Source organism: uncultured Paraglaciecola sp. (assembly GCF_913058035.1).
GTDB lineage: Bacteria > Pseudomonadota > Gammaproteobacteria > Enterobacterales > Alteromonadaceae > Paraglaciecola.
Genome location: NZ_CAJXPA010000015.1, coordinates 22,038 through 42,304 on the forward strand (window position 1 = coordinate 22,038; position 20,267 = coordinate 42,304).

13 protein-coding genes and 2 pseudogenes are annotated in these 20,267 nt (G+C 38.8%); 11 read left to right on the top strand and 4 right to left on the bottom strand.

Annotation, left to right across the window (positions count from 1 at the left end):
- Nucleotides 1-20 precede the first annotated feature (20 nt).
- Nucleotides 21-1,160, top strand: a complete 1,140-nt coding sequence (gene dnaJ / locus QZ562_RS03705) for a molecular chaperone DnaJ (protein WP_293757037.1) — start codon at nucleotides 21-23, stop codon at nucleotides 1,158-1,160.
- Nucleotides 1,161-1,847: 687 nt separating this feature from the next.
- The gene (locus QZ562_RS03710) at nucleotides 1,848-2,036 is read left to right on the top strand and encodes a hypothetical protein (protein WP_293757039.1); all 189 of its coding nucleotides are present in this window, start codon (nucleotides 1,848-1,850) and stop codon (nucleotides 2,034-2,036) included.
- Between the two features lie 9 nt (nucleotides 2,037-2,045).
- On the opposite strand, the gene QZ562_RS03715 is transcribed toward QZ562_RS03710, so the two are convergent.
- On the bottom strand, nucleotides 2,046-3,662 hold the full coding sequence (locus tag QZ562_RS03715) for a PH domain-containing protein (protein WP_293757041.1): 1,617 nt from the start codon (nucleotides 3,660-3,662) through the stop codon (nucleotides 2,046-2,048).
- Nucleotides 3,655-4,197 (bottom strand): PH domain-containing protein, encoded by a 543-nt coding sequence (locus tag QZ562_RS03720; protein WP_293757043.1) that lies wholly within the window; start codon nucleotides 4,195-4,197, stop codon nucleotides 3,655-3,657. Before QZ562_RS03720 ends, QZ562_RS03715 begins: the two co-directional genes overlap by 8 nt.
- A gap of 246 nt (nucleotides 4,198-4,443) precedes the next feature.
- Here QZ562_RS03720 and dapB point away from each other — a divergent pair, with 246 nt between their 5' ends.
- The 6 genes from dapB to QZ562_RS03750 all read left to right on the top strand — a co-directional run bounded on the left by dapB (nucleotide 4,444) and on the right by QZ562_RS03750 (nucleotide 14,491).
- Nucleotides 4,444-5,247 carry a 4-hydroxy-tetrahydrodipicolinate reductase gene (gene dapB, locus QZ562_RS03725; RefSeq protein WP_293757045.1) on the top strand — a complete coding sequence of 268 codons (804 nt, stop codon included), beginning with the start codon at nucleotides 4,444-4,446 and terminating at the stop codon, nucleotides 5,245-5,247.
- 297 nt (nucleotides 5,248-5,544) lie between these two features.
- Nucleotides 5,545-6,690: a glutamine-hydrolyzing carbamoyl-phosphate synthase small subunit gene (gene carA / locus QZ562_RS03730; RefSeq protein WP_293757047.1), complete on the top strand. Its 1,146-nt coding sequence runs from the start codon at nucleotides 5,545-5,547 to the stop codon at nucleotides 6,688-6,690.
- A gap of 61 nt (nucleotides 6,691-6,751) precedes the next feature.
- A complete protein-coding gene (carB, locus tag QZ562_RS03735) occupies nucleotides 6,752-9,970 on the top strand; it encodes a carbamoyl-phosphate synthase large subunit (RefSeq protein ID WP_293757049.1) in 3,219 nt (1,072 codons plus the stop codon).
- A 118-nt stretch (nucleotides 9,971-10,088) separates the two neighbouring features.
- Complete coding sequence (gene greA / locus QZ562_RS03740; RefSeq protein ID WP_293757051.1) at nucleotides 10,089-10,565, top strand: transcription elongation factor GreA; 477 nt, start codon at nucleotides 10,089-10,091, stop codon at nucleotides 10,563-10,565.
- Nucleotides 10,566-11,036: 471 nt separating this feature from the next.
- A complete protein-coding gene (locus QZ562_RS03745; RefSeq protein WP_293757053.1) occupies nucleotides 11,037-12,149 on the top strand; it encodes a YCF48-related protein in 1,113 nt (370 codons plus the stop codon).
- A gap of 8 nt (nucleotides 12,150-12,157) precedes the next feature.
- On the top strand, nucleotides 12,158-14,491 hold the full coding sequence (locus tag QZ562_RS03750) for an MMPL family transporter (RefSeq protein WP_293757055.1): 2,334 nt from the start codon (nucleotides 12,158-12,160) through the stop codon (nucleotides 14,489-14,491).
- A 1,587-nt stretch (nucleotides 14,492-16,078) separates the two neighbouring features.
- On the opposite strand, the gene QZ562_RS03755 is transcribed toward QZ562_RS03750, so the two are convergent.
- Nucleotides 16,079-16,885 carry a transporter substrate-binding domain-containing protein gene (locus QZ562_RS03755; protein ID WP_293757057.1) on the bottom strand — a complete coding sequence of 269 codons (807 nt, stop codon included), beginning with the start codon at nucleotides 16,883-16,885 and terminating at the stop codon, nucleotides 16,079-16,081.
- A 761-nt stretch (nucleotides 16,886-17,646) separates the two neighbouring features.
- Between QZ562_RS03755 and QZ562_RS03760 the strand changes: the two are divergent.
- The 3 genes and pseudogenes from QZ562_RS03760 to QZ562_RS03770 form a co-directional block, all read left to right on the top strand.
- Nucleotides 17,647-18,269, top strand: a pseudogene (locus tag QZ562_RS03760) (tyrosine-type recombinase/integrase).
- A gap of 251 nt (nucleotides 18,270-18,520) precedes the next feature.
- On the top strand, nucleotides 18,521-18,904 hold the full coding sequence (locus QZ562_RS03765; RefSeq protein ID WP_293757059.1) for a hypothetical protein: 384 nt from the start codon (nucleotides 18,521-18,523) through the stop codon (nucleotides 18,902-18,904).
- A gap of 467 nt (nucleotides 18,905-19,371) precedes the next feature.
- Nucleotides 19,372-19,922 (top strand): annotated as a pseudogene (locus QZ562_RS03770) (transposase); the annotation flags it as partial.
- Here QZ562_RS03770 and QZ562_RS03775 read toward each other — a convergent pair.
- The coding region (locus tag QZ562_RS03775) for a hypothetical protein (protein WP_293757061.1) at nucleotides 19,857-20,267 on the bottom strand (411 nt) is incomplete at its 5' end. The pseudogene QZ562_RS03770 and the gene QZ562_RS03775 sit on opposite strands and share 66 nt — an antisense overlap.

Consider the following 20,267-nt stretch of genomic DNA (forward strand, 5'->3'; position numbering starts at 1 on the left):
CCGCAGGATACCGAATCGAGATGTCGAAGCGAGATTATTATGAAGTGTTGGATGTGGACAAAAGCGCCACCGAACGCGAGATAAAAAAGGCTTATAAGCGCTTAGCGATGAAATATCACCCAGATAGAACACAGGGTGATAAAGCGTTGGAAGAAAAATTCAAAGAAGTGCAAGAAGCACACGAAATGTTGACTGATCCGCAAAAACGCTCAGCCTATGATCAATATGGTCATGCTGGTGTTGATCCTAATCGAGGTGGCGGTGGTGGCCAAGGTGGTGACTTTGGAGACATTTTTGGTGATGTATTTGGCGACATTTTTGGTGGTGGACGTGGCGGCGGCGGTCGTCAATCCCGAGCGCGTCAGGGCTCGGATCTGCGTTACAACTTAGAGCTTTCTCTTGAGGAAGCAGTAAAAGGTAAAAGTGTCGAAATTCGTGTGCCGACACTTGTTGGCTGCGATAGCTGTGATGGTTCTGGTGCGAAAAAAGGCTCTAGCCCGACTACTTGTCCCACTTGCCATGGACAAGGTCAAGTACAGATGCGTCAAGGTTTCTTCGCCGTGCAGCAAACCTGTCCATCTTGTTCGGGTAGAGGTAAAATTATATCTGATCCTTGTAAACCTTGTAACGGACAAGGCCGCGTAGAGAAAACTAAAACCTTATCAGTTAAAGTCCCAGCAGGTGTTGATACGGGTGATAGAATTCGTTTATCAGGCGAAGGTGAAGCTGGTGAAGCTGGTGCCCCAGCTGGTGATTTGTACGTTCAGGTGCATGTTCGTGATCACAAGATATTTACTCGTGAAGGTAATAATTTGTATTGCGAAGTGCCCTTAAGTTTCACTCGTGCAGCGTTAGGCGGTGAGATTGAAGTGCCGACTTTAGAAGGTAAAGTTAAGTTGAAAGTGACAGCTGAAACACAAACAGGAAAAATGTTCCGTTTGCGCAATAAAGGTGTTAAGTCAGTACGTAGTGGAAGTGTTGGTGATTTAATTTGTAAAGTTGTCATCGAAACACCAGTCAATCTGAATACTCGTCAAAAAGAAATACTAGATGAATTAGAAGACTCTATGGGTACAGGTAAAGACGTGGCTAGAAACCGCCCCAAAGAAAGTGGATTTTTTGATGGTGTGAAAAAGTTCTTTGATGATTTAACCAATTAATAGAAAAACATAATCTGAACCTAAAGCCGCTTTTAAGCGGCTTTTTGATATATCGCTTACATGGAGAAGAGGCAAGTCTAAAATGTTGAAGCCAAGCCCCTCCAATATTTGTGTTTCAGAACGAATGGGATGCTCCAATTCTCAGCAATTGCACCTTGCATCGCTATTCTTTCTGCATCCCTGCTGTCAAAGATGAAACCGTTATTAACTGAATGTCGACCACATTCTGAATTGGCGTTACGAAGGAGTGCTGTGCCCCAGGTTTCCGTCTCCCACAGGTTTTAAAGCGATTTATGTCAGGCGCCGACAGCAACGTGGCCATTTTTGACTTAGAGCCCCCTTCTTTTAACCCTGGGGCATATGCAAATAGACACCTCGCCTAAGATGCCTTGCCCAAGCGACCATTTAATGTGTTTCACTCTCCACTTAAAATATGGATTTTTCTTTTGTGAAGTTGGAACGATATTTACCTCATATTTCTGTTAATGGACATTACAAATTTAGTATTTTAAATGCAGTTAATATTATTGATCTTTAGCAAGTTTACTATTCGATGCCGCAGTGTTTTTGTTCGCTTATCATCAAGTTGTCCATTTACAGCTCAAGTTCAGTCTGCTATCCGTTGATTAGATTAGGAATAGCGTTTATTTTTTCTATAATATTCAAAAGCTAAAGACAATAAAAAAGATGCAAAAAACAAATATAACCAATAACAACGACGAGTTCACTCTGATTGAGTTAATCATTGTCATTGTCATTGTCATTGTCATTGGTATGGGAATGGGAATCCACTTGAGTAGCGATATTAAAACACTAAGTAATGCTTATAAGAAAACTAACAGAAACGTTGGCTTAAAAACCGTTAACTTATTCTAGAACGTGACGTTACATCCAAGACTTTTGACAGGACTCTACTTGATAAAGACCGTCGTTAATTAATTCATAGGCTAAATTTTCATTAATCATAGGTACCATAAGTGACCCCGACGCTAGTATAAATTTGACTGTCGCCAATTGTCTTTTTTTCATAAATAAATTTTGTTTGAATTGGGTTTGCTGAACTTTGTAAGTAGGAAAACAATAATAATCGACACCTATTAAGCCTTTTCTTAGGTAGACAAAATGCTTATCTTTGGCAACTCCCCAACGTTTCCAGCGTAAAACAACTAAACCACATAGTCCTAAAAACAAAACACTTACCAGTATTGATGTCATAAGTTTGTCATTCATTATTGTAAAGCTTGTTATTACCAACCACACAGGCATTAAGATAAATAAGATATTACGTAAAATAAAACCTTTGCTAATAGGGGTAAACCTATCGTTACAAACTAAATTATTGAGGCTGTTGTTAGGATAGGCATCGTCTATTAGTGCTTGGGACTCATCTGGTTTAATAGATGGCACAATAATTTTACTATTGGCTGCGGATGAATTTTGATTTTGACTAAAGGAATGAGTTTGTTCAAACTTAAGGTTGATCCGTTTAAGCAACACGTCTAGCCAGTCTTGTTTTTGAACAATCATTTGTAAACGACTTAAACGCATGCTGACTTCGTGTTTTGTGAACAATCCACTTCGCCTAATGTATTTATCATCCAGTTTGCTCAAGGTGTAACCGTAAAAGCTAACAATTGCCCCGATAACTGAAAAACCGATTAGTACAAACATGACTAACATGGTGAGTGATAATACATATAAACCTACTTCGAATAACGAACGAGTTTGTAGGTTAAACAACTCAGTTAACTCTATTCCTAAAGTACTTAACCATTCACTTATAGAGTTAAACATATTGTCATAAAAGGGGGCTAAGCCACCCAGAAAAATCCAAATCCTATTGCTGGTGATGCCATGAATAACCAAGTCAGATAACTTTCGTTGATTTAGTACTTTTTCTTGCTGCCCTAGATTGTCTGCGGATCCGACTCCGAGCTCAGTAGTGCTTGTAGATATGTTGTGCTCATCGGTATCCATAATGTCGTTTGGAACTTGATTTTGAATAAGCGTTTTTAGCTCTTGTGCAAAACTTAATTTAATCGCCACCAACTTAGCTTCGTTTTTAGCCGAACCTGCTGTGTCTAACTGTAAACATGCATGACCAGTAAATCGATAATAAATAGGTTGCTCAATTTTGACATTTTGTACTCGAGAGAACGGAAGGTTTAAATGCTTTTTATTGAATATTCCCGACCGTATCTCGATATTATCTTCAGTTAAGCGGTAGCGATATACTTTGAAACTGACAAATGCAAAAAGTGTTATTAATGCAAACATCACTAAAATACTCGGTAACCAAATATAAGGATGTTCAAGCACACTTTTGTAACTCACCGCTAAAACAGGAATAAGATATATAAGGTTACCAAACAGATGTTTGAATACGCTAACCGTGAAATACAAAATAGCAACAGGGGATAAAACTTGCCAATCGTTTTTGATTTGTAACTTATCAGCTGGGTTCTGGCTATTATCGGTATATACGTCAGACTGGTCATCCATGTTTGACTACATCCTTATGCTGCAATATAAATTGACGTAGTTGTTGGGCTGTGTCTATCGGCAACCCAGGTATTTGAAAAGTATGCATGTCACCTCCGGCACTGAAAACTTGAAGTGTGGCTAATCCTACTTTCCGTTCAATTGGACCGCGTTTAAGTTCGATATGTTGGATCCGAGTAATAGGCTGACTTACCACTTTTTTAAAAAACAAGCCACTTGCATAGTGTAAATCAAGTTCTCTTAGAGTGTAGTTCTTGGCTAGATCGGATGCATAATTGAACCAAGTGTTGAGAAACCCTAGCAAAGCAACACTCCAAATAATATAAGGTAAAGAATACAAAAAATCTGCTGATAAGTTGACGACTGATTGGAAATAAAGTGCTGTACCAATTAAACAGAAAAGCAGAGTAAGACTTAAGTTAAGTAAACGATTTATCGGTGCATATTTTTTACATAGTGATTGTTTATCTAGTGCCAATATTGATGGTAATTGCTCAATAGAAACGGTTGGGTTGCTGAAGTGAGTTGCTGACATGGTATTCCAAAAAAGTGATAAAAAAAGTGATGAATAAATTAATAACAAAATAGATAACAAAGAAAATCATGGGTTTAATTCTATCCGACTTCTGGTAAAAAAGCTGCATTGCTTGGCTTGCTTATGCAAAGCTGAAGGGGTTTATAAAAAAATGAACCGTTACTTTGCTGCATCAAAGATGTAATTAAGGCACAATCTGTACATATTATTGTCAATAATCTGTCTATTAAAAATGGAACAATCACTATGAGTAAAATTGCTGTTTTTGGCGCCAATGGGCGTATGGGAAGAGTCCTGATTGGTGCCATTGAACAAAGTGTGAATGACCAATTGACTGGTGCTGCTGTGAGGGCCTCTTCATCCCTCGTAGGCATCGATGTGGGGGAACTTGCGGGAATAAGTAAAAAAGGCTTACTAATTTGCACCGATTTGTCGGTACACATTGAACAAATAGAGGTGTTGATTGATTTTACATTACCAGCTGCACTGTCTGAAAATTTGGCATTTTGTGTGGCACATAACAAACCTATCATTATCGGTACCACGGGTTTAAATACTAAACAAAAGATGGCGTTAGATACTGCGGCTAAACATATTCCTATCGTTTTTGCTGCCAATTATAGTGTGGGTGTTAACTTGATGCTGAATCTGGTCAGAACAGCTGCCGCTGTAATGGCAGACACCGCCGATATTGAAATTTTAGAAACTCATCATCGATTTAAGAAAGATGCGCCTTCAGGCACTGCAATGGCAATTGGAGAGGCAATAGCTGATGAAATAGGTCGAGATTTGTCTAAGTGTGCAGTGTATGGCCGAGAAGGTGAAACAGGTGAAAGAGACCATCAAACAATAGGTTTTGCTACAGTTAGGGCAGGTGATGTAGTAGGCGAGCACACCGCATTATTTGCCGACATTGGTGAAAGATTAGAAATTACCCATAAAGCATCGAGTCGATTAACGTTTGCCAACGGAGCTGTTAAAGCGGCGAATTGGGTTATCGATAAACCAGCAGGCTTGTATGATATGCAAGATGTACTAGGATTTAAATAAACGAACTTAATCACTTTTGAGTAGTCGTTTTAAGCCTTATGTGTAAAAAGTATGAACAAACGCTTATTAATGCCTTTTCTGTAATTGTGAATAGACCTGAAACGCCCTTGTATGTATAATATTTCGGATTTGCCAAAATTTAGTGGGATCGTTCAGATCTTACATTCTTATACTGCGCAAATCGACTAAATATTCATTTAAATCATATGTTTACATGAGTGTATATGGTCTCCTAAAATGTTATAAAACATAGGAGTCCAAGGTTAAAACCGTTTAATATCTAACCTGGAGGTTGATTTGGCTAACTCTGCCCTTTTAGTACTTGAAGATGGGTCCGTCTTTAAAGGAACCGCTATTGGAGCTTCTGGAATATCTGTTGGTGAGGTTGTATTTAATACATCTATTACAGGTTATCAGGAAATTCTAACTGATCCGTCTTACGCAGAACAAATTGTAACCCTCACTTACCCACATATTGGTAATACGGGCATAAATTCTGAGGATTGTGAATCAAATAAAATTTGGGCTAAAGGCCTCGTTATTCGTGACTTACCACTTCTTGCCAGTAATTTTCGCAGTGAAAAAAGTCTTTCCGAATACTTAGAAGAAAATAACATTCTTGGTATTGCAGATATTGATACACGCAGGTTGACTCGGATTTTGCGTGACAAAGGTGCACAAAACGGTTGCATAATCGCCAGCAATACACTCGACAACATCCCTTTAGATGAATCTGTTGCTTTAGGTAAAGCGCAAGCTTTTGCTGGTCTAAAAGGTATGGATTTAGCTAAAGAAGTAACTTGTGATGAAGCCTATCAGTGGACTGATGGAAGTTGGGTATTAGGGGAAGGCTTCAAAAAAGGCTTAGATAACCCTACATTTCATGTTGTTGCCTATGATTTTGGTGTCAAAAGCAACATTTTGCGTATGTTAGCTGACCGTGATTGTAGAATAACTGTGGTTCCAGCCAAAACGACAGCTGATGAAGTGCTCGCGTTAAAACCAAATGGGGTGTTTTTATCAAATGGTCCAGGCGATCCTGAGCCTTGTGATTATGCCATAACAGCCATTAAGCAATTACTAGAAACCAACATTCCTATTTTTGGCATTTGCTTAGGGCATCAGTTATTAGCATTAGCCAGTGGTGCAAAAACATCTAAAATGAAATTTGGTCATCATGGTGCCAACCATCCTGTTAAAGACATTAAAGGTGAACGCGTTATGATCACCAGTCAAAATCATGGATTTGCAGTGGAGGAAAGCGGCTTGCCGAATACGTTAGAGGTGACACATGTGTCGTTATTTGATAAGTCTTTGCAAGGTATTCACCGAACAGACAAACCCGCTTTTAGTTTTCAAGGGCATCCAGAAGCAAGCCCAGGGCCACATGATGCAGCACCATTATTTGACCATTTTATAGAGTTAATGCAGCAGAGCCAATAAATACGGATCTTCTCAAGTACGCACCTTTTAAAGTACAAGAATTAGTAGAGTAATTAGTGACATGCCAAAACGTACCGACATAAAAAGCATTTTGATTTTAGGCGCTGGCCCTATTGTGATAGGCCAAGCTTGTGAATTCGACTATTCAGGTGCACAGGCTTGCAAGGCCTTGCGCGAAGAAGGCTATAGAGTGATCTTGGTTAACTCAAACCCAGCCACCATTATGACCGACCCTGAGATGGCTGATGCCACCTACATTGAGCCTATTCACTGGGAAGTAGTGAAGAAGATCATCGAGAAAGAACGCCCAGATGCCATATTGCCCACTATGGGTGGACAAACTGCCTTAAACTGCGCTCTTGATTTAAATAAGTACGGTGTTCTTGCAGAGTTTGGCGTTGAAATGATCGGTGCTACTGCTGATGCGATTGATAAAGCTGAAGACAGAGAACGTTTTGATAAAGCTATGAAGTCGATTGGCTTGGCGTGTCCATATGCTGAAATTGCTCATACAATAGAAGAAGCTTTTGATGTGAGTACACGCATAGGATTCCCTTGTATTATCCGTCCATCTTTTACCATGGGTGGTTCAGGTGGCGGTATTGCCTACAATAAACAAGAGTTTGAAGAAATTTGTCGCCGTGGATTAGATTTATCACCTACTAGTGAATTGTTGATTGATGAGTCATTAATTGGTTGGAAAGAATACGAAATGGAAGTGGTCAGAGACAAAGCTGACAACGTGATTATTGTATGTACCATAGAAAATATAGACCCTATGGGCGTGCATACAGGTGACTCTATTACCGTTGCTCCTGCACAAACCTTGACTGACAAAGAATTTCAAATCATGCGTAATGCGGCTATTGCAGTGCTACGTGAGATTGGAGTAGAGACTGGCGGTTCAAACGTCCAGTTTGGCGTAGACCCTAAAACCGGTCGCTTGGTTGTTATTGAGATGAACCCAAGGGTATCTCGTTCTTCAGCTTTGGCATCAAAAGCGACAGGTTTCCCTATTGCTAGAGTTGCCGCTAAATTAGCTATTGGTTATACCCTCGATGAATTAGCCAACGATATTACGGGCGGTTTAACCCCAGCCTCTTTCGAACCCACTATCGATTATGTAGTCACTAAAATACCACGTTTTAATTTTGAAAAGTTTGCCGGCGCTAATGATCGTCTCACCACACAAATGAAATCAGTGGGCGAGGTCATGGCCATCGGTCGTAACCAACAAGAGTCATTACAAAAGGCATTACGCGGTTTAGAAGTCAATGTAAATGGTCTTGATTCTATTATCGACATTCATGCACCAGAGGCGAAAAGTACCATCATCCGTGAATTGCGTGAACCGGGTGCTGAACGTATTTGGTATATTGCTGATGCGATGCGGATGGGCATGTCTGTAGATGACATTTTCGAATTAACTAATATTGACAGATGGTATTTGGTACAGATTGAAGAACTCATCATTCTTGAACAACAAATTCATGAGTCTGGTTTATCTTCAATTGATGAAGATTTAATGAGAATACTTAAGCGTAAAGGATTTGCAGACTCCAGAATTGCTGATCTAACCGGTGTAGATGAATCAGATGTACGTGAATTGCGTCGCAGTTTTAACATTCATCCCGTTTACAAGCGTGTTGATACTTGTGCGGCTGAGTTCTCATCTGACACGGCTTATATGTATTCTACTTACGATGAAGAATGTGAGTCTAACCCAACTGACAATGATAAAATCATGGTGTTGGGCGGTGGTCCAAACCGTATAGGGCAGGGAATTGAGTTTGACTATTGTTGTGTACATGCAGCGCTTGCTCTACGAGAAGATGGTTATGAAACTATTATGGTCAACTGCAACCCAGAAACAGTTTCTACTGATTACGATACTTCTGACCGTTTGTACTTCGAATCTGTGACCCTAGAAGATGTATTAGAGATTGTACGTATCGAAAAGCCTAAAGGCGTAATTGTGCAATATGGCGGACAGACCCCTCTTAAATTAGCACGCGAATTAGAAGCGGCTGGTGTGCCTATTATTGGTACTTCACCAGATGCAATTGACAAAGCAGAGGACCGAGAGCGTTTCCAAAAAATGGTTAACAAACTTAATTTGAAGCAACCCGCTAATGCAACGGTTAGAAATTTGGAACAAGCCTTAGTGGCTGCAGATAAAATTGGTTTCCCATTAGTTGTGCGTCCTTCTTATGTTTTAGGTGGTCGTGCCATGGAAATCGTTTACGACATTAATGACCTTAAAAGATACTTAAATAATGCAGTTAAAGTATCCAACGACTCACCGGTATTGTTAGATCGTTTTTTGGACGATGCTATAGAAGTTGATGTTGATGCTATTTGCGATGGTACAAACGTGGTTATCGGCGGTATTATGGAGCATATCGAGCAAGCAGGTGTTCATTCTGGAGATTCTGCTTGTTCGCTACCGCCTTATTCATTAAGTGCTGAAGTGCAAGATGTGATGCGTCAACAAGTAAAAGCTATGGCATTGGAGTTGGGTGTAGTTGGTTTGATGAACACCCAATTTGCTGTAAAAGATGGCCAGGTGTATTTGATTGAAGTTAACCCCCGTGCTGCGCGAACTGTACCTTTTGTATCAAAAGCGACAGGCATGCCCTTAGCTAAAATTGGTGCAAGAGTGATGGTTGGTCAATCATTAGTGTCACAAGGTATTACTAAAGAAATTATCCCTCCATTTTTCTCGGTTAAAGAAGTTGTTTTACCTTTTGCTAAGTTTCAAGGTGTTGATCCACTACTTGGGCCTGAAATGCGCTCAACAGGTGAGGTTATGGGGGTAGGTGAAAGTTTCGAAGAAGCGTATGCAAAAGCTAATTTAGGTGCTAGTCAACCAATCCCTGTTGGTGGTAAAGCGCTGTTGTCTGTTCGATTAAACGATAAAAATCGTGTAATAGAGTTAGGCCAAGCTATGATATCTAAAGGTTTCACATTAGAAGCGACTAAAGGTACAGCTACGGTATTAAATAATGCAGGTGTTGGATGTTCCATTGTTAATAAACTTAGTGAAGGTCGTCCTAATATTGTAGATGCTATCAAAAATGGCGAATATTGTTATATTGTGAATACGACCGAGGGTCGTCAAGCGATTAATGACTCTGTTTACATCCGCAAAGAAGCGCTATTAAACAAAGTGGCGTATACCACTACAATGAACGCTGCGTTTGCTACAGTTAACGCCAATAAAGCTGATGACAGAGCTCGAGTCACGTCAGTGCAAGAGCTACATAAACGTATTTACTAATTTGACCATTGGCAACAATTAAGGGATAAATTGAAGTTCAGTTTGTCCCATAGTTGAAAAGTCATTTTTAGTACCCATTAATTTGAATCAAATAACAAAAAATAAGAGAGTTGTTGATATGACCCTATATCCAATGACAGCTAAAGGAGCAGAATTGCTTCGTGAAGAGTTGAAATATTTAAAATCGGTTAAAAGACCTCAGATTGTTAAATCCATTGCTGAGGCAAGAGAACATGGCGACCTGAAAGAAAATGCTGAGTATCACGCTGCGCGTGAGCAACAAAGTTTTTGTGAAGGACGTTTACAGGATATTGAAGGTAAGCTTTCTAATATACAAATAATAGATGTCACCAAAATGACCAACAATGGTAAGGTTATTTTTGGTACGACGGTGACTATTATCAATTTGAAAACCGATGAAGAGATCACCTATCAGATAGTGGGTCAGGATGAAGCTGATATTAAAAATAATTTAATTTCGGTTGGCTCGCCTATAGCCCGTGGGTTGATTGGTAAGTCCTTAGACGACGTTGTCAATATTCAAACACCTAAAGGTGCGGTTGAGTTTGAGATAATCGCTGTTGAATACATTTAGATAACCATTCTTTTCTTTAGTGCTGCATAAAGACTGAGCAACAAAAATATTTTATTGCTCAGTCTTGGTCGTTAAATTATTTAATAATATTGCCAGTTTTGTTAATGGTATCCAGTATTTCTTTAAGAATCAGTGTTATAAATTGTGTCAGTTTATAACGTCCCTTAACAAAATATCGAAAACCTAAATAAGCTAGCCTCCTTATAAGAAATTCCTTTTTTTTGGGTTTACGAATGGGCATTGTCTATTTTACAACCTATATAAAGCTCGAGCTGTAGCTACATTTTATTAAATATGTTGAACTACATTGAATACATCATTTTATTACTGAAAATCAAATGACATCCTGTCACTAAATCTGATCAAGATATGTCCAAACGCACAAAAGATAACGTTTTGGCATAGTATTTCTATTAGTTTGAATTGGAATATTCAATAATTAGCATGTTATTAACAAGATAAGGACAAAATATGAGAAGGTCCAATATATTTTTAGCCATATTGCTCTCTGGTATTGCCACTAATGTAAGTGCCCAGGGACAATTTGATTTATTGCAGATCCCTGCATTAAAAAGTGATATAGCTAATAAAAGCATTATTACCAGTATCATCCAACACAAAAATCAGGTCCTTGCAGTAGGCGAACGCGGACACGTTTTAACGTGGACCGATATGGACAACTGGCAACAGCAGATTGTACCTGTCAGCTTAACTTTGACTGGTATCACTACTTTGAACGATGGAACACGGTTTGTGGTTGGCCATGATTCGATTATTTTGAAAAGTGAGCCAAAAAGTGACAAATGGTCCAAGGTGTTTGACGGTAATGAATTAACTAAATTAAAAATTACCTATATTGGTAAAAAGATTGTTAACTTTCAAGAACACCTTGAAGAGTTAACAGACGAGAATGAGATTGCAGATCTTCAATATGACATCGAGGATCTTGAATTTAATCTTGAAGACGCTCAGATTGAACTAAAAAATGGACCTAATAAACCATTATTAGGCATTACTGTTAATGACAACGATCAGCTATTTGCTGTAGGCGCGTACGGCACACTTCTCACCAGTGTTGACTTGGGTGACACTTGGCAGTTAATTGACGGCCAAGTTCAGAATCCAAGCCAATATCACTTGAATTCAATTGTTACAGCCGACAATGGATTTATGTATATTGTGGGTGAGAATGGTCTTGGTTTTTCGTCAATCAATAACGGACAAACATGGCAAACAATGGACATGCCTTATGATGGAAGTCTATTTGGCATTACCGCAAAACAAAACTCCCTTGTGGCTTTTGGTCTTCAAGGTAATTTCATGGTATCTAACGATAATGGTCAATCATGGAAAGCCTCAAATATAGGTAGTAGTGCCAGTTTATTAGGCGGTGTGATTGCAGATGACATGACTGTTAGTTTAGTTGGGCATGGAGGTGTCATTGTAAGGTTTAATGTCAATGATATTTCAAATCTTAGTCTTCACCGACATCCGTCGAGCGCCGTTTTTTCTTCGGTAGTTATACGTGACAATAGCTTAGTATTAGCCGGCCAATTTGGCATGACTACTTGGTTGGTTAAATAAGGATATTTATGGAAAAGTCTCCATCAAAATTTGAACAAACGATCGAAAATATTTTATTCAGTAAACGTGTGGCTATCTTGAGCATAATAAGTGTTCTATTTGTTCTTCTATCTATTCAGGCAGTGCAGGTTAAGCCAGAAGCTAGTTTCACTAAGATGATCCCTGGTCAACATGAATTTATCAATAATTTCTTAACCTACCGTAAAGAACTTGCAGGACTGGGCAACGTGGTGCGCGTCGTGGTTGAGAACACCAACGGTGACATATTTGAACCACAGTTTCAGGAAATATTAAAACAAGTGACTGACGAAGTGTTTTTTATTCCTGGCGTCAATCGAAATGAGCTTAAATCATTATGGACACCTAATGTCAGGTGGGCAGAGGTCACAGAGGAAGGGTTTGTCGGGGGAGCAGTTATTCCTGATGGCTATGATGGTTCAGAAGAATCTCTCAGAAAGCTGCAAACCAACACCCTAAAATCAGGACAAGTCGGCGTACTAGTTGGCAATAATTTTAAATCAGCAATGATCTTGGCCCCACTTCAAGATATCAATCCAGAAACTGGCTTGCCCTTAGATTATCGAAATTTATCCAATAAATTAGAATCAGAAATAAGAGATAAATATCAAACAGATTCTGTGCAAATAAGAATCGTGGGTTTTGCAAAAGTAGTCGGTGATTTAATTGATGGTGCTTTGCAAGTCGTTATCTTTTTTGGGCTAGCTGTTGCCATCACTTTTGTACTTTTACTTTTGTACTCTAGATGTTTAAAAAGTACCTTTGCTGTTTTATTCTTTTCTATTTTTGCAGTGATTTGTCAGTTAGGTATTCTTAACTTATTAGGCTATGGAATAAATCCTTACTCAATGCTCGTACCTTTTTTGGTGTTTGCGATTGGCGTTAGTCATGGGGTGCAAATCATTAATTCGATTATTTACCATTCGGTAAATGGTCATAATAAAGCTAAGTCTGCAAAGCTGGCATTTCGATCATTAGTTGTGGCTGGTATGACCGCTTTGGTAAGTGATGCCATAGGTTTCACTACTTTGATGGTCATCGATATTGGTGTTATCCAAGAACTAGCCATAGCGGCCAGTATTGGTGTGGCGGTGATCATAGTGACCAACTTGATAGCCTTGCCTATTGTGATGAGTTATGTGGGAGTAACAAAGTCAGCAGTCAATCATGCGCGAAAATCATTAGAGCATATTTCTGTTGTAGAAAGGTTTTTTGCTAATTTCGCCAAGCCTTTTATGGCAAAAATAGCGCTAGCGGTCGGCGCTGTGTTATTTGTGGTTGGGTTATATTTTTCTCAGTTCATGAAGATTGGTGATCTAGATGCAGGTGCACCTGAATTGCGACCTGATTCGGTTTATAACTTAGACAATGCCTACATAGTTGAGAACTACAGCACTAGTACTGACGTATTTGTGGTAATGGCTAAAACTGCACAAGAGCAATGTATTAAATATGACAACTTAGTTTGGATTGATCAATTTCAATGGAGCATTAGAAACACGCCTGGTGTACAAGATGTTAAATCCATTGCAGATGTATCCAAATTTGGCATATTTGGCATGAATGAAGGCTCTATTAAGTGGTTTGGTTTGAACCGTAATCAATTCGTTACCAATGCGTCTTTGGCTAAAGTTCCTCCAGGCTTAATTAATCAGGACTGTAGTATGGCCCCGGTACTGATATTCCTGAATGATCATAAAGCAGACACGTTGCAAAATGTGGTTGATGCGGTCAATGCATTTGTTCTAGAGAACCCACCTCAAGATATCGAATTTTTGATGGCAGCAGGTAATGCGGGCATCGAGTCTGCGACAAATATGGTGATAGAAGAAGCACAAACAGAAATGTTAATATGGGTGTATTCTGTGGTTATTGCTTTATGTTTGATCACTTTTAGATCTGTGCGTACAGTCATTAGTATTGTTGTGCCATTAGTCTTAACCTCAATATTAAGTCAGGCACTAATGGCAGTTTTAGGTATTGGAGTTAAAGTCGCCACTTTACCTGTTATTGCTCTAGGGGTAGGTATAGGTGTGGATTATGGTATTTACATCTTCAGTAAAGTAAAAGAGGCCTTAACTATGAATAAGTCGCTTTATGACACCTATTTGTATGCGCTTAATCAAACGGGTAAGGCGGTCGCTTTCACGGGTATTACTTTAGCCATAAGTGTAGCAACGTGGGTATTCTCACCCATTAAGTTTCAAGCCGATATGGGACTATTATTAACCTTTATGTTTTTACTTAATATGTTGGGTGCACTAACCTTAATTCCTGCCTTAGCTTGGGCATTGAGAATTGGTAATAAGCCAACAGTTAAGTAGCTAATCAATTATAAGGTTACCGCTATGAGTAACCTTATAACTTGAAGATAAATACACATAGTAAAGTGTGTTGTTTGAATTAAACCCTATTCACTGACCTAGACTTAGATTAAATAGAGGACAAGTAGTTAACTACTTGTCCTCTATTTTTGTAGAGCTTATGGCAATTAATTTAGAGTGAAATGATCAGAACCGTTTGTCATTTATGTGCCACTACATTAAACCAAAAAGGTAGGTATTTCGTTAAATAGTACTTTTTGTTTGATAATCCATCTATTGAAGATATTAGCTTGGAATAATGGCGCTTGTCTATTAATTGGAATTGCAAATAAGATTGTTGAGTAGCTCAGCACCCCAGCGACACTGACCTTTCTTGAATGCTTCCTGAGTTAAAATTTCTCTTTTTTCTCCATCGCTTTCACATATCGGGGCGCCAATTTAGTTGGAATAAGTTTATCTAAATTGGTTGGGCTCATATCAAATAATCATAGATGTTTATTACTTCAAAGTGGTCATCAATTGCAACTATGAAAAGCGATATCACAACTTCAATTTAACAAAACCACATACAACGTGGTTAATTAATTTACTCCAGCTTAGGACATCACGCATTTATGATCTCCTAAGGCTGAATACATATTACAGCGTGACGATCATATTTTTAGCCATTCATAAGGTTTTGTATAGTTGTTGTCGGTGCAATTATACTTTTACAGACCCTTGATAATCCTTTACGAATAGCGGCGTAAACTAGACACATTAGTCTTTTTTCTAGAATATTTACATATTGGTAAGACGCACGTTTGGCTGCTGTATCTCACCTTTGGAGTAATTATTTATGTTGCCTCAGAGTCAACTTATTCTTAACTTACGGCACCTCTACACCCCCAAAATAATTTGCATGGGCATGACTATTAATAATTGACTTGGCATAGAATTCACCCAACTTTTGAGTGACTAATGAAAATGTGGATTTGATGTAACGGACGACAATAAAGGATCGAATATTGTCCAACCTGTTTCACCTTTTATGAAGGAAATATTGTGTGAATCACAATCTCGAACTTGATAAATTTGTTATGTAACTTATGTAACTTATGTAACTTATGTAACTTATGTAACTTATGTAACTTATGTAACTTATGTAACCTATATAAGCCAAAAGATATGCCGAATCGTGCTAATGGCTCTAAAATTGGGTTAATCGTATTGTGGTGAGTATTACTTTTATTCAGACTCGGCGAAAATTATACTCGACAATAAAGCGTCACACATTAGGAATAGTGTAATACCATCAAGAAGGTTTTTAAAGCATCCAACATATGGCGATTATAAACTTTTGCAGGGTAGCAAATTTATCTTTTATGGCATTATCGAAAAGGATCTTATAGGAGTATTTTGGACTAGATCCCATATTTACTGACTTATTCTATTCGTCGGTAATGTGCCATTTGCAGACCTTAGGCTCTAGTTTAAAAAGGACAGTAAACGACCTGTTGCGGTCATTAGTAACGGTGGAATTATGAGCACCTATCGGAATTATCTTAAAATTAAAATAGGTGTCTTCATAAATATCTGCAAACAAGTTCAATGTTCCTTTGCCCAATCCTGCATATTTCGTTGAATAATTTTTTGCATCTCACCGCTATTTTTTAATTCCAGAATATAATCATCTAATGCCGTAATATGTTTCTGCCACTTTTTCGATAATACAATTCCTACCTCTGATGTTCCTATTGGCCTTGGAGAACGAAAAATATCTTGGCTTTTGCCCAGACTTTTAGCCGTCCATTCCGCCTGATATCCAGGCAGGTATATTAATTCACAACGCTCTTTAAACAACATAGCCATCATTGGGGCCTGACTTGAAACATCGATTCGTTTAGTTATCCCTTTCTCAATATAAGTTTGCAGAGTGGGATAAACATAGTTCTGACGTAAGCAAATTGATTTATTCCTCAGCCAGTCTTCCTCCGTCCCCTCAGCATCAAAATGCTTAAGACTATATAAGAAATCTTCTTGTTTATATGCTGACTCTGAAAAAATGAATTTCGAAGGATTATTTGTCCATTGTGGTGTCAACCAGAATGCATCTGCCTTTTCTTCCAGCAGCATAGTCTCTAACATGTTGCGTGATATAGGCAAATAACTTATATCCAAATTCAAACGACGCCCAGCACCTGACAAAATATCTGGCACTATCCCACGATAGTCAGATAGGTTGTTTGCAGAGTAATAAAACGGAGGCTCTTGAGTGTGTATGAGCATAAAAACAAACTTTTTAGGTGCCACATTCAGTTCCGATGGGGCCTTACCCAAGGTAAAAAATGAGCATAAGACATTCAAAGCAAGCGAAATAAGCAAGCCTTTAAGTAAAAAGTGTTTTTTATTCATCTAATTAGCATCAAGGGTTGTCTTCGAATTTTCTTGTTTTCCATCGCTTATATTTTAATGCGTCACGTCACTGGCTGCCCAGCATAAAACGGTACGATAGTGAATAAATATAGGTAAAATAAAGCGCCATTTTTCATAATGATAATGACATATGATGCCTCAAATTTGCCATATTTACCTTAATTTTTATCCTTGAGGGAGTGCGAACCGAGTACTTTTAGTCTATTACTTAATTGTTTTCACATAATTCAGAATTCAAAATAAGCGCCTCCCACTGTTGTGCAAACCAGTTTTGAACATTGCTTTTGTTTATGATGACAAATCACTTTTATTCAAACAGACTTATCTGAGGCGGCGCTCTACTTTGTGGAGGTAATAATTCGACGACTTCGTCATTTTTTTGTATTAGGTGACATAGTATCTTTTGGATCACCAACGGATCTTCGAAGCTCGCTATAACTTTAACCGCACCACCGCATTGCTCACCCGTCCTTAGTAATTGGTACTTCTAATGTCTCCTATTCCGACATAGCGGTCATTAGCCCTAAGAATTTTATTGGTGTACTTTGCTACTAAGCCCCATATTTAAGAACGTCCTCTATCCGTCGGCCATGTGCCAATTGCAGAAGTTAAGAATAACCGAGGTGACAGGCCGCAATCCTAGGCAAAGGAGTCGTTCGGCTAATGACGGCTTTGTCGGATAAAACGACCTTATAAAAATCCCCCATACTTGATAGTCCCTTTGTCAAAGAATAACTGTCATGTATCAAATAATTCCTTACATACCAAAACCAAGCTGGAATAAAGACAAACTTGTTGGACAAAAGCTACCTCTAAGGCTTGAGGAGGTATGGTCTATTCGTACAAGGTTGGATATTAGTAATAACCTCCGAGAGCTAACTATGTTTAATTTAGCGCTGGATTGTAAACTTAGAGCATGCGATTTTATTAAATTGAAAGTCCGTGATATTGCTCACGGAACAACTGTTCAATCGCGAGCGATATTAGTTCAACAAAAGACAGGAAAACCTGTTCAATTTGAAATAACACCAAAAACTAAAGTGACTATTACTTCATGGATAAAATCCAATGGCTTAAAAAATGACGACTATCATTTACAAGCAGAGTAAAAAACCACGACCACCTTTCTACTCGACAATATTCCAGAATAGTCAAACGCTGGGTTTCTAGCATAGGACTTGATGCTACTGCTTATGGAACACATTCGATGAGAAGAACGAAAGCATCGCTTATCTATAAGTGAACAAAGAACCTTCGTGCAGTTCAAATATTATTAGGGCATACCAAGCTAGAAAGCACAGTCAGATATCTCGGTGTAGAGGTTGATGATGCCCTTGAATTGTCTGAGCACACTGACATCTAGCCCAATATTTTCAAATAAGCATGGACGCTTTGAACACATTCCTGACATTAGCATTTTGTCTAAAAATAGCAGCTATCGAACTAAAGTAAAATTAATTTAAGTTGTTGATTATGAATGCTTTGTTCGAACAACTGCCGCTCTCGATAGCAGTAAATTGATTAATAATTACACAGTTGCTATGCTCAAATATCATCCATCTGAGTAGTAGGATGTGAATTATATAATTCTATTAATTAAAAAAGGATCTTCTAATGAAAAAAATAAAAACTATGATAGTTACCCTCATAATCCTGATATCAGTTCCATTCTATACCTTCGCTGACCATCTCGATGTAATACAAATGGAGTTGAACAAAGGCTGTAATTTCAACCAATTTCTGGCGATAAAAAAGGACTTCAATAGTAAGTGGGCAAAGGACTACGATTATAAAGTGGAACTCCTGATGCCGGTGCAGAGCAATGACCTGAAATCTATATACTGGGTTGGCAGGTCTTCTGACGCGGTCGCATTTGGCAAAGGTTGGGAGGCTTGGGTAAGCGGTTTAGGCAAATCGGGTTCGGTGGCAGCGAATTTAAATGCACGCTTGGAGAAGTGTGCCACCAGTATGTCGCGACGAAGCTACGGCGCCTACTAAAAATGAGTCACTGGTAGCCGTATTCGTACGGCTGCTCAGTGACCGAGTAAGTTCTGCTTCTGGCACAATAGTTAACCTTTCCATAGCATCCACTTGTTTCAGCTTTTACCGAAAAAAGTTAAAAGATAGTCATTGATGCTTATGTCTCCTTTGTCGGATCAGCTGTCTTAAGAATGACAGAAGTTAAAGTCTGCAATTCGCTCATTATAGTCTTTCAATCTTGAAAAGGAGCATAATGTTTCTGTTCAAGGTCATGTGCTAGCTGCATACGAATAAATCGCTCATAACAGACTTAAATGTTTTCCGGTTTGCTTTCGATGCAGCTAGTACGCCCAAGCTCTAAAACGAATACTCAGGGCTTGTTCCAATTATTGCTAGCTATATTGCTTCCGAAAAGCTTAGGCATACATGCTGAACCTAAAGCTTAGAAGAGAGAAATGACTAGTAAACAAGGTTAAGAGTTAAATATTGGTATTGATTGGGCAACCAGTAAGCATGATGTATGTATTGAATTTCCCGACGGAAAGCGCAGTTTTGATATCATCAAGGCGTCTCTCGAATACATTGACGAATGGATAACGTCGCTCCACCAGAAATATCATGGCCAAATAGCCGTTGCGGTAGAGTTATGTAAAGGGCCAATTGTTTATGCTCTTCAAAAGTATGATTTTGTCACTCTATTTCCTATCAATCCGTCGATGTTAGCGAGATATATAGAACAGCATTTTCACCAAGCGGAGCAAAGGATGATACTACCGATGCTGAACTTGCGTTGGTCATTATGCTGCGTTATCCAGAAAAAATTAAACCCTTACACATTCAAAGTGTCGAGATCCGAAAACTCGCATTTTTAGTCGAGCAACGAAGGCGGCTTGTTGACGATAAAAAACGCTACAGCAACCGTATTATAAATACGTTGAAACATTACTATCCTCAGGTGCTAGTGTGGTTTTCACACAGAGATACACAGTTGTTTTCTGACTTTCTCATTCGCTGGCCGAGCCTGACTAAAATAAAAATAAAAAGAGAAAAGAAGAGGGCGGAAGCATGAAGGTATTCCGCTTGTACTGTGCATCATCGCCGTTGCTCGAGGACTGTCGGCCCGCAAAGAGTGGGTCATAAGCTCGTCTTCCAGGCAACTCTCATTGGAAAAAGATAAATAAAAATAAAAGGAAAAAGAAAAAGTGCGGAAGCTTGAAGGTATTCCGCTTGTAATTTGAGTCGGCATCGTTGCACTAAGGTCATCGAGGCAACTTCCATTTGCTGGCCATTCTGCCCACAGAAGATGGGTCTTAAGTTTGGCGGCACCAGTCCCACAATTGTAGTAGTCGAGTTTGCATTGTGTGTTCGCGATGTTCCTGTA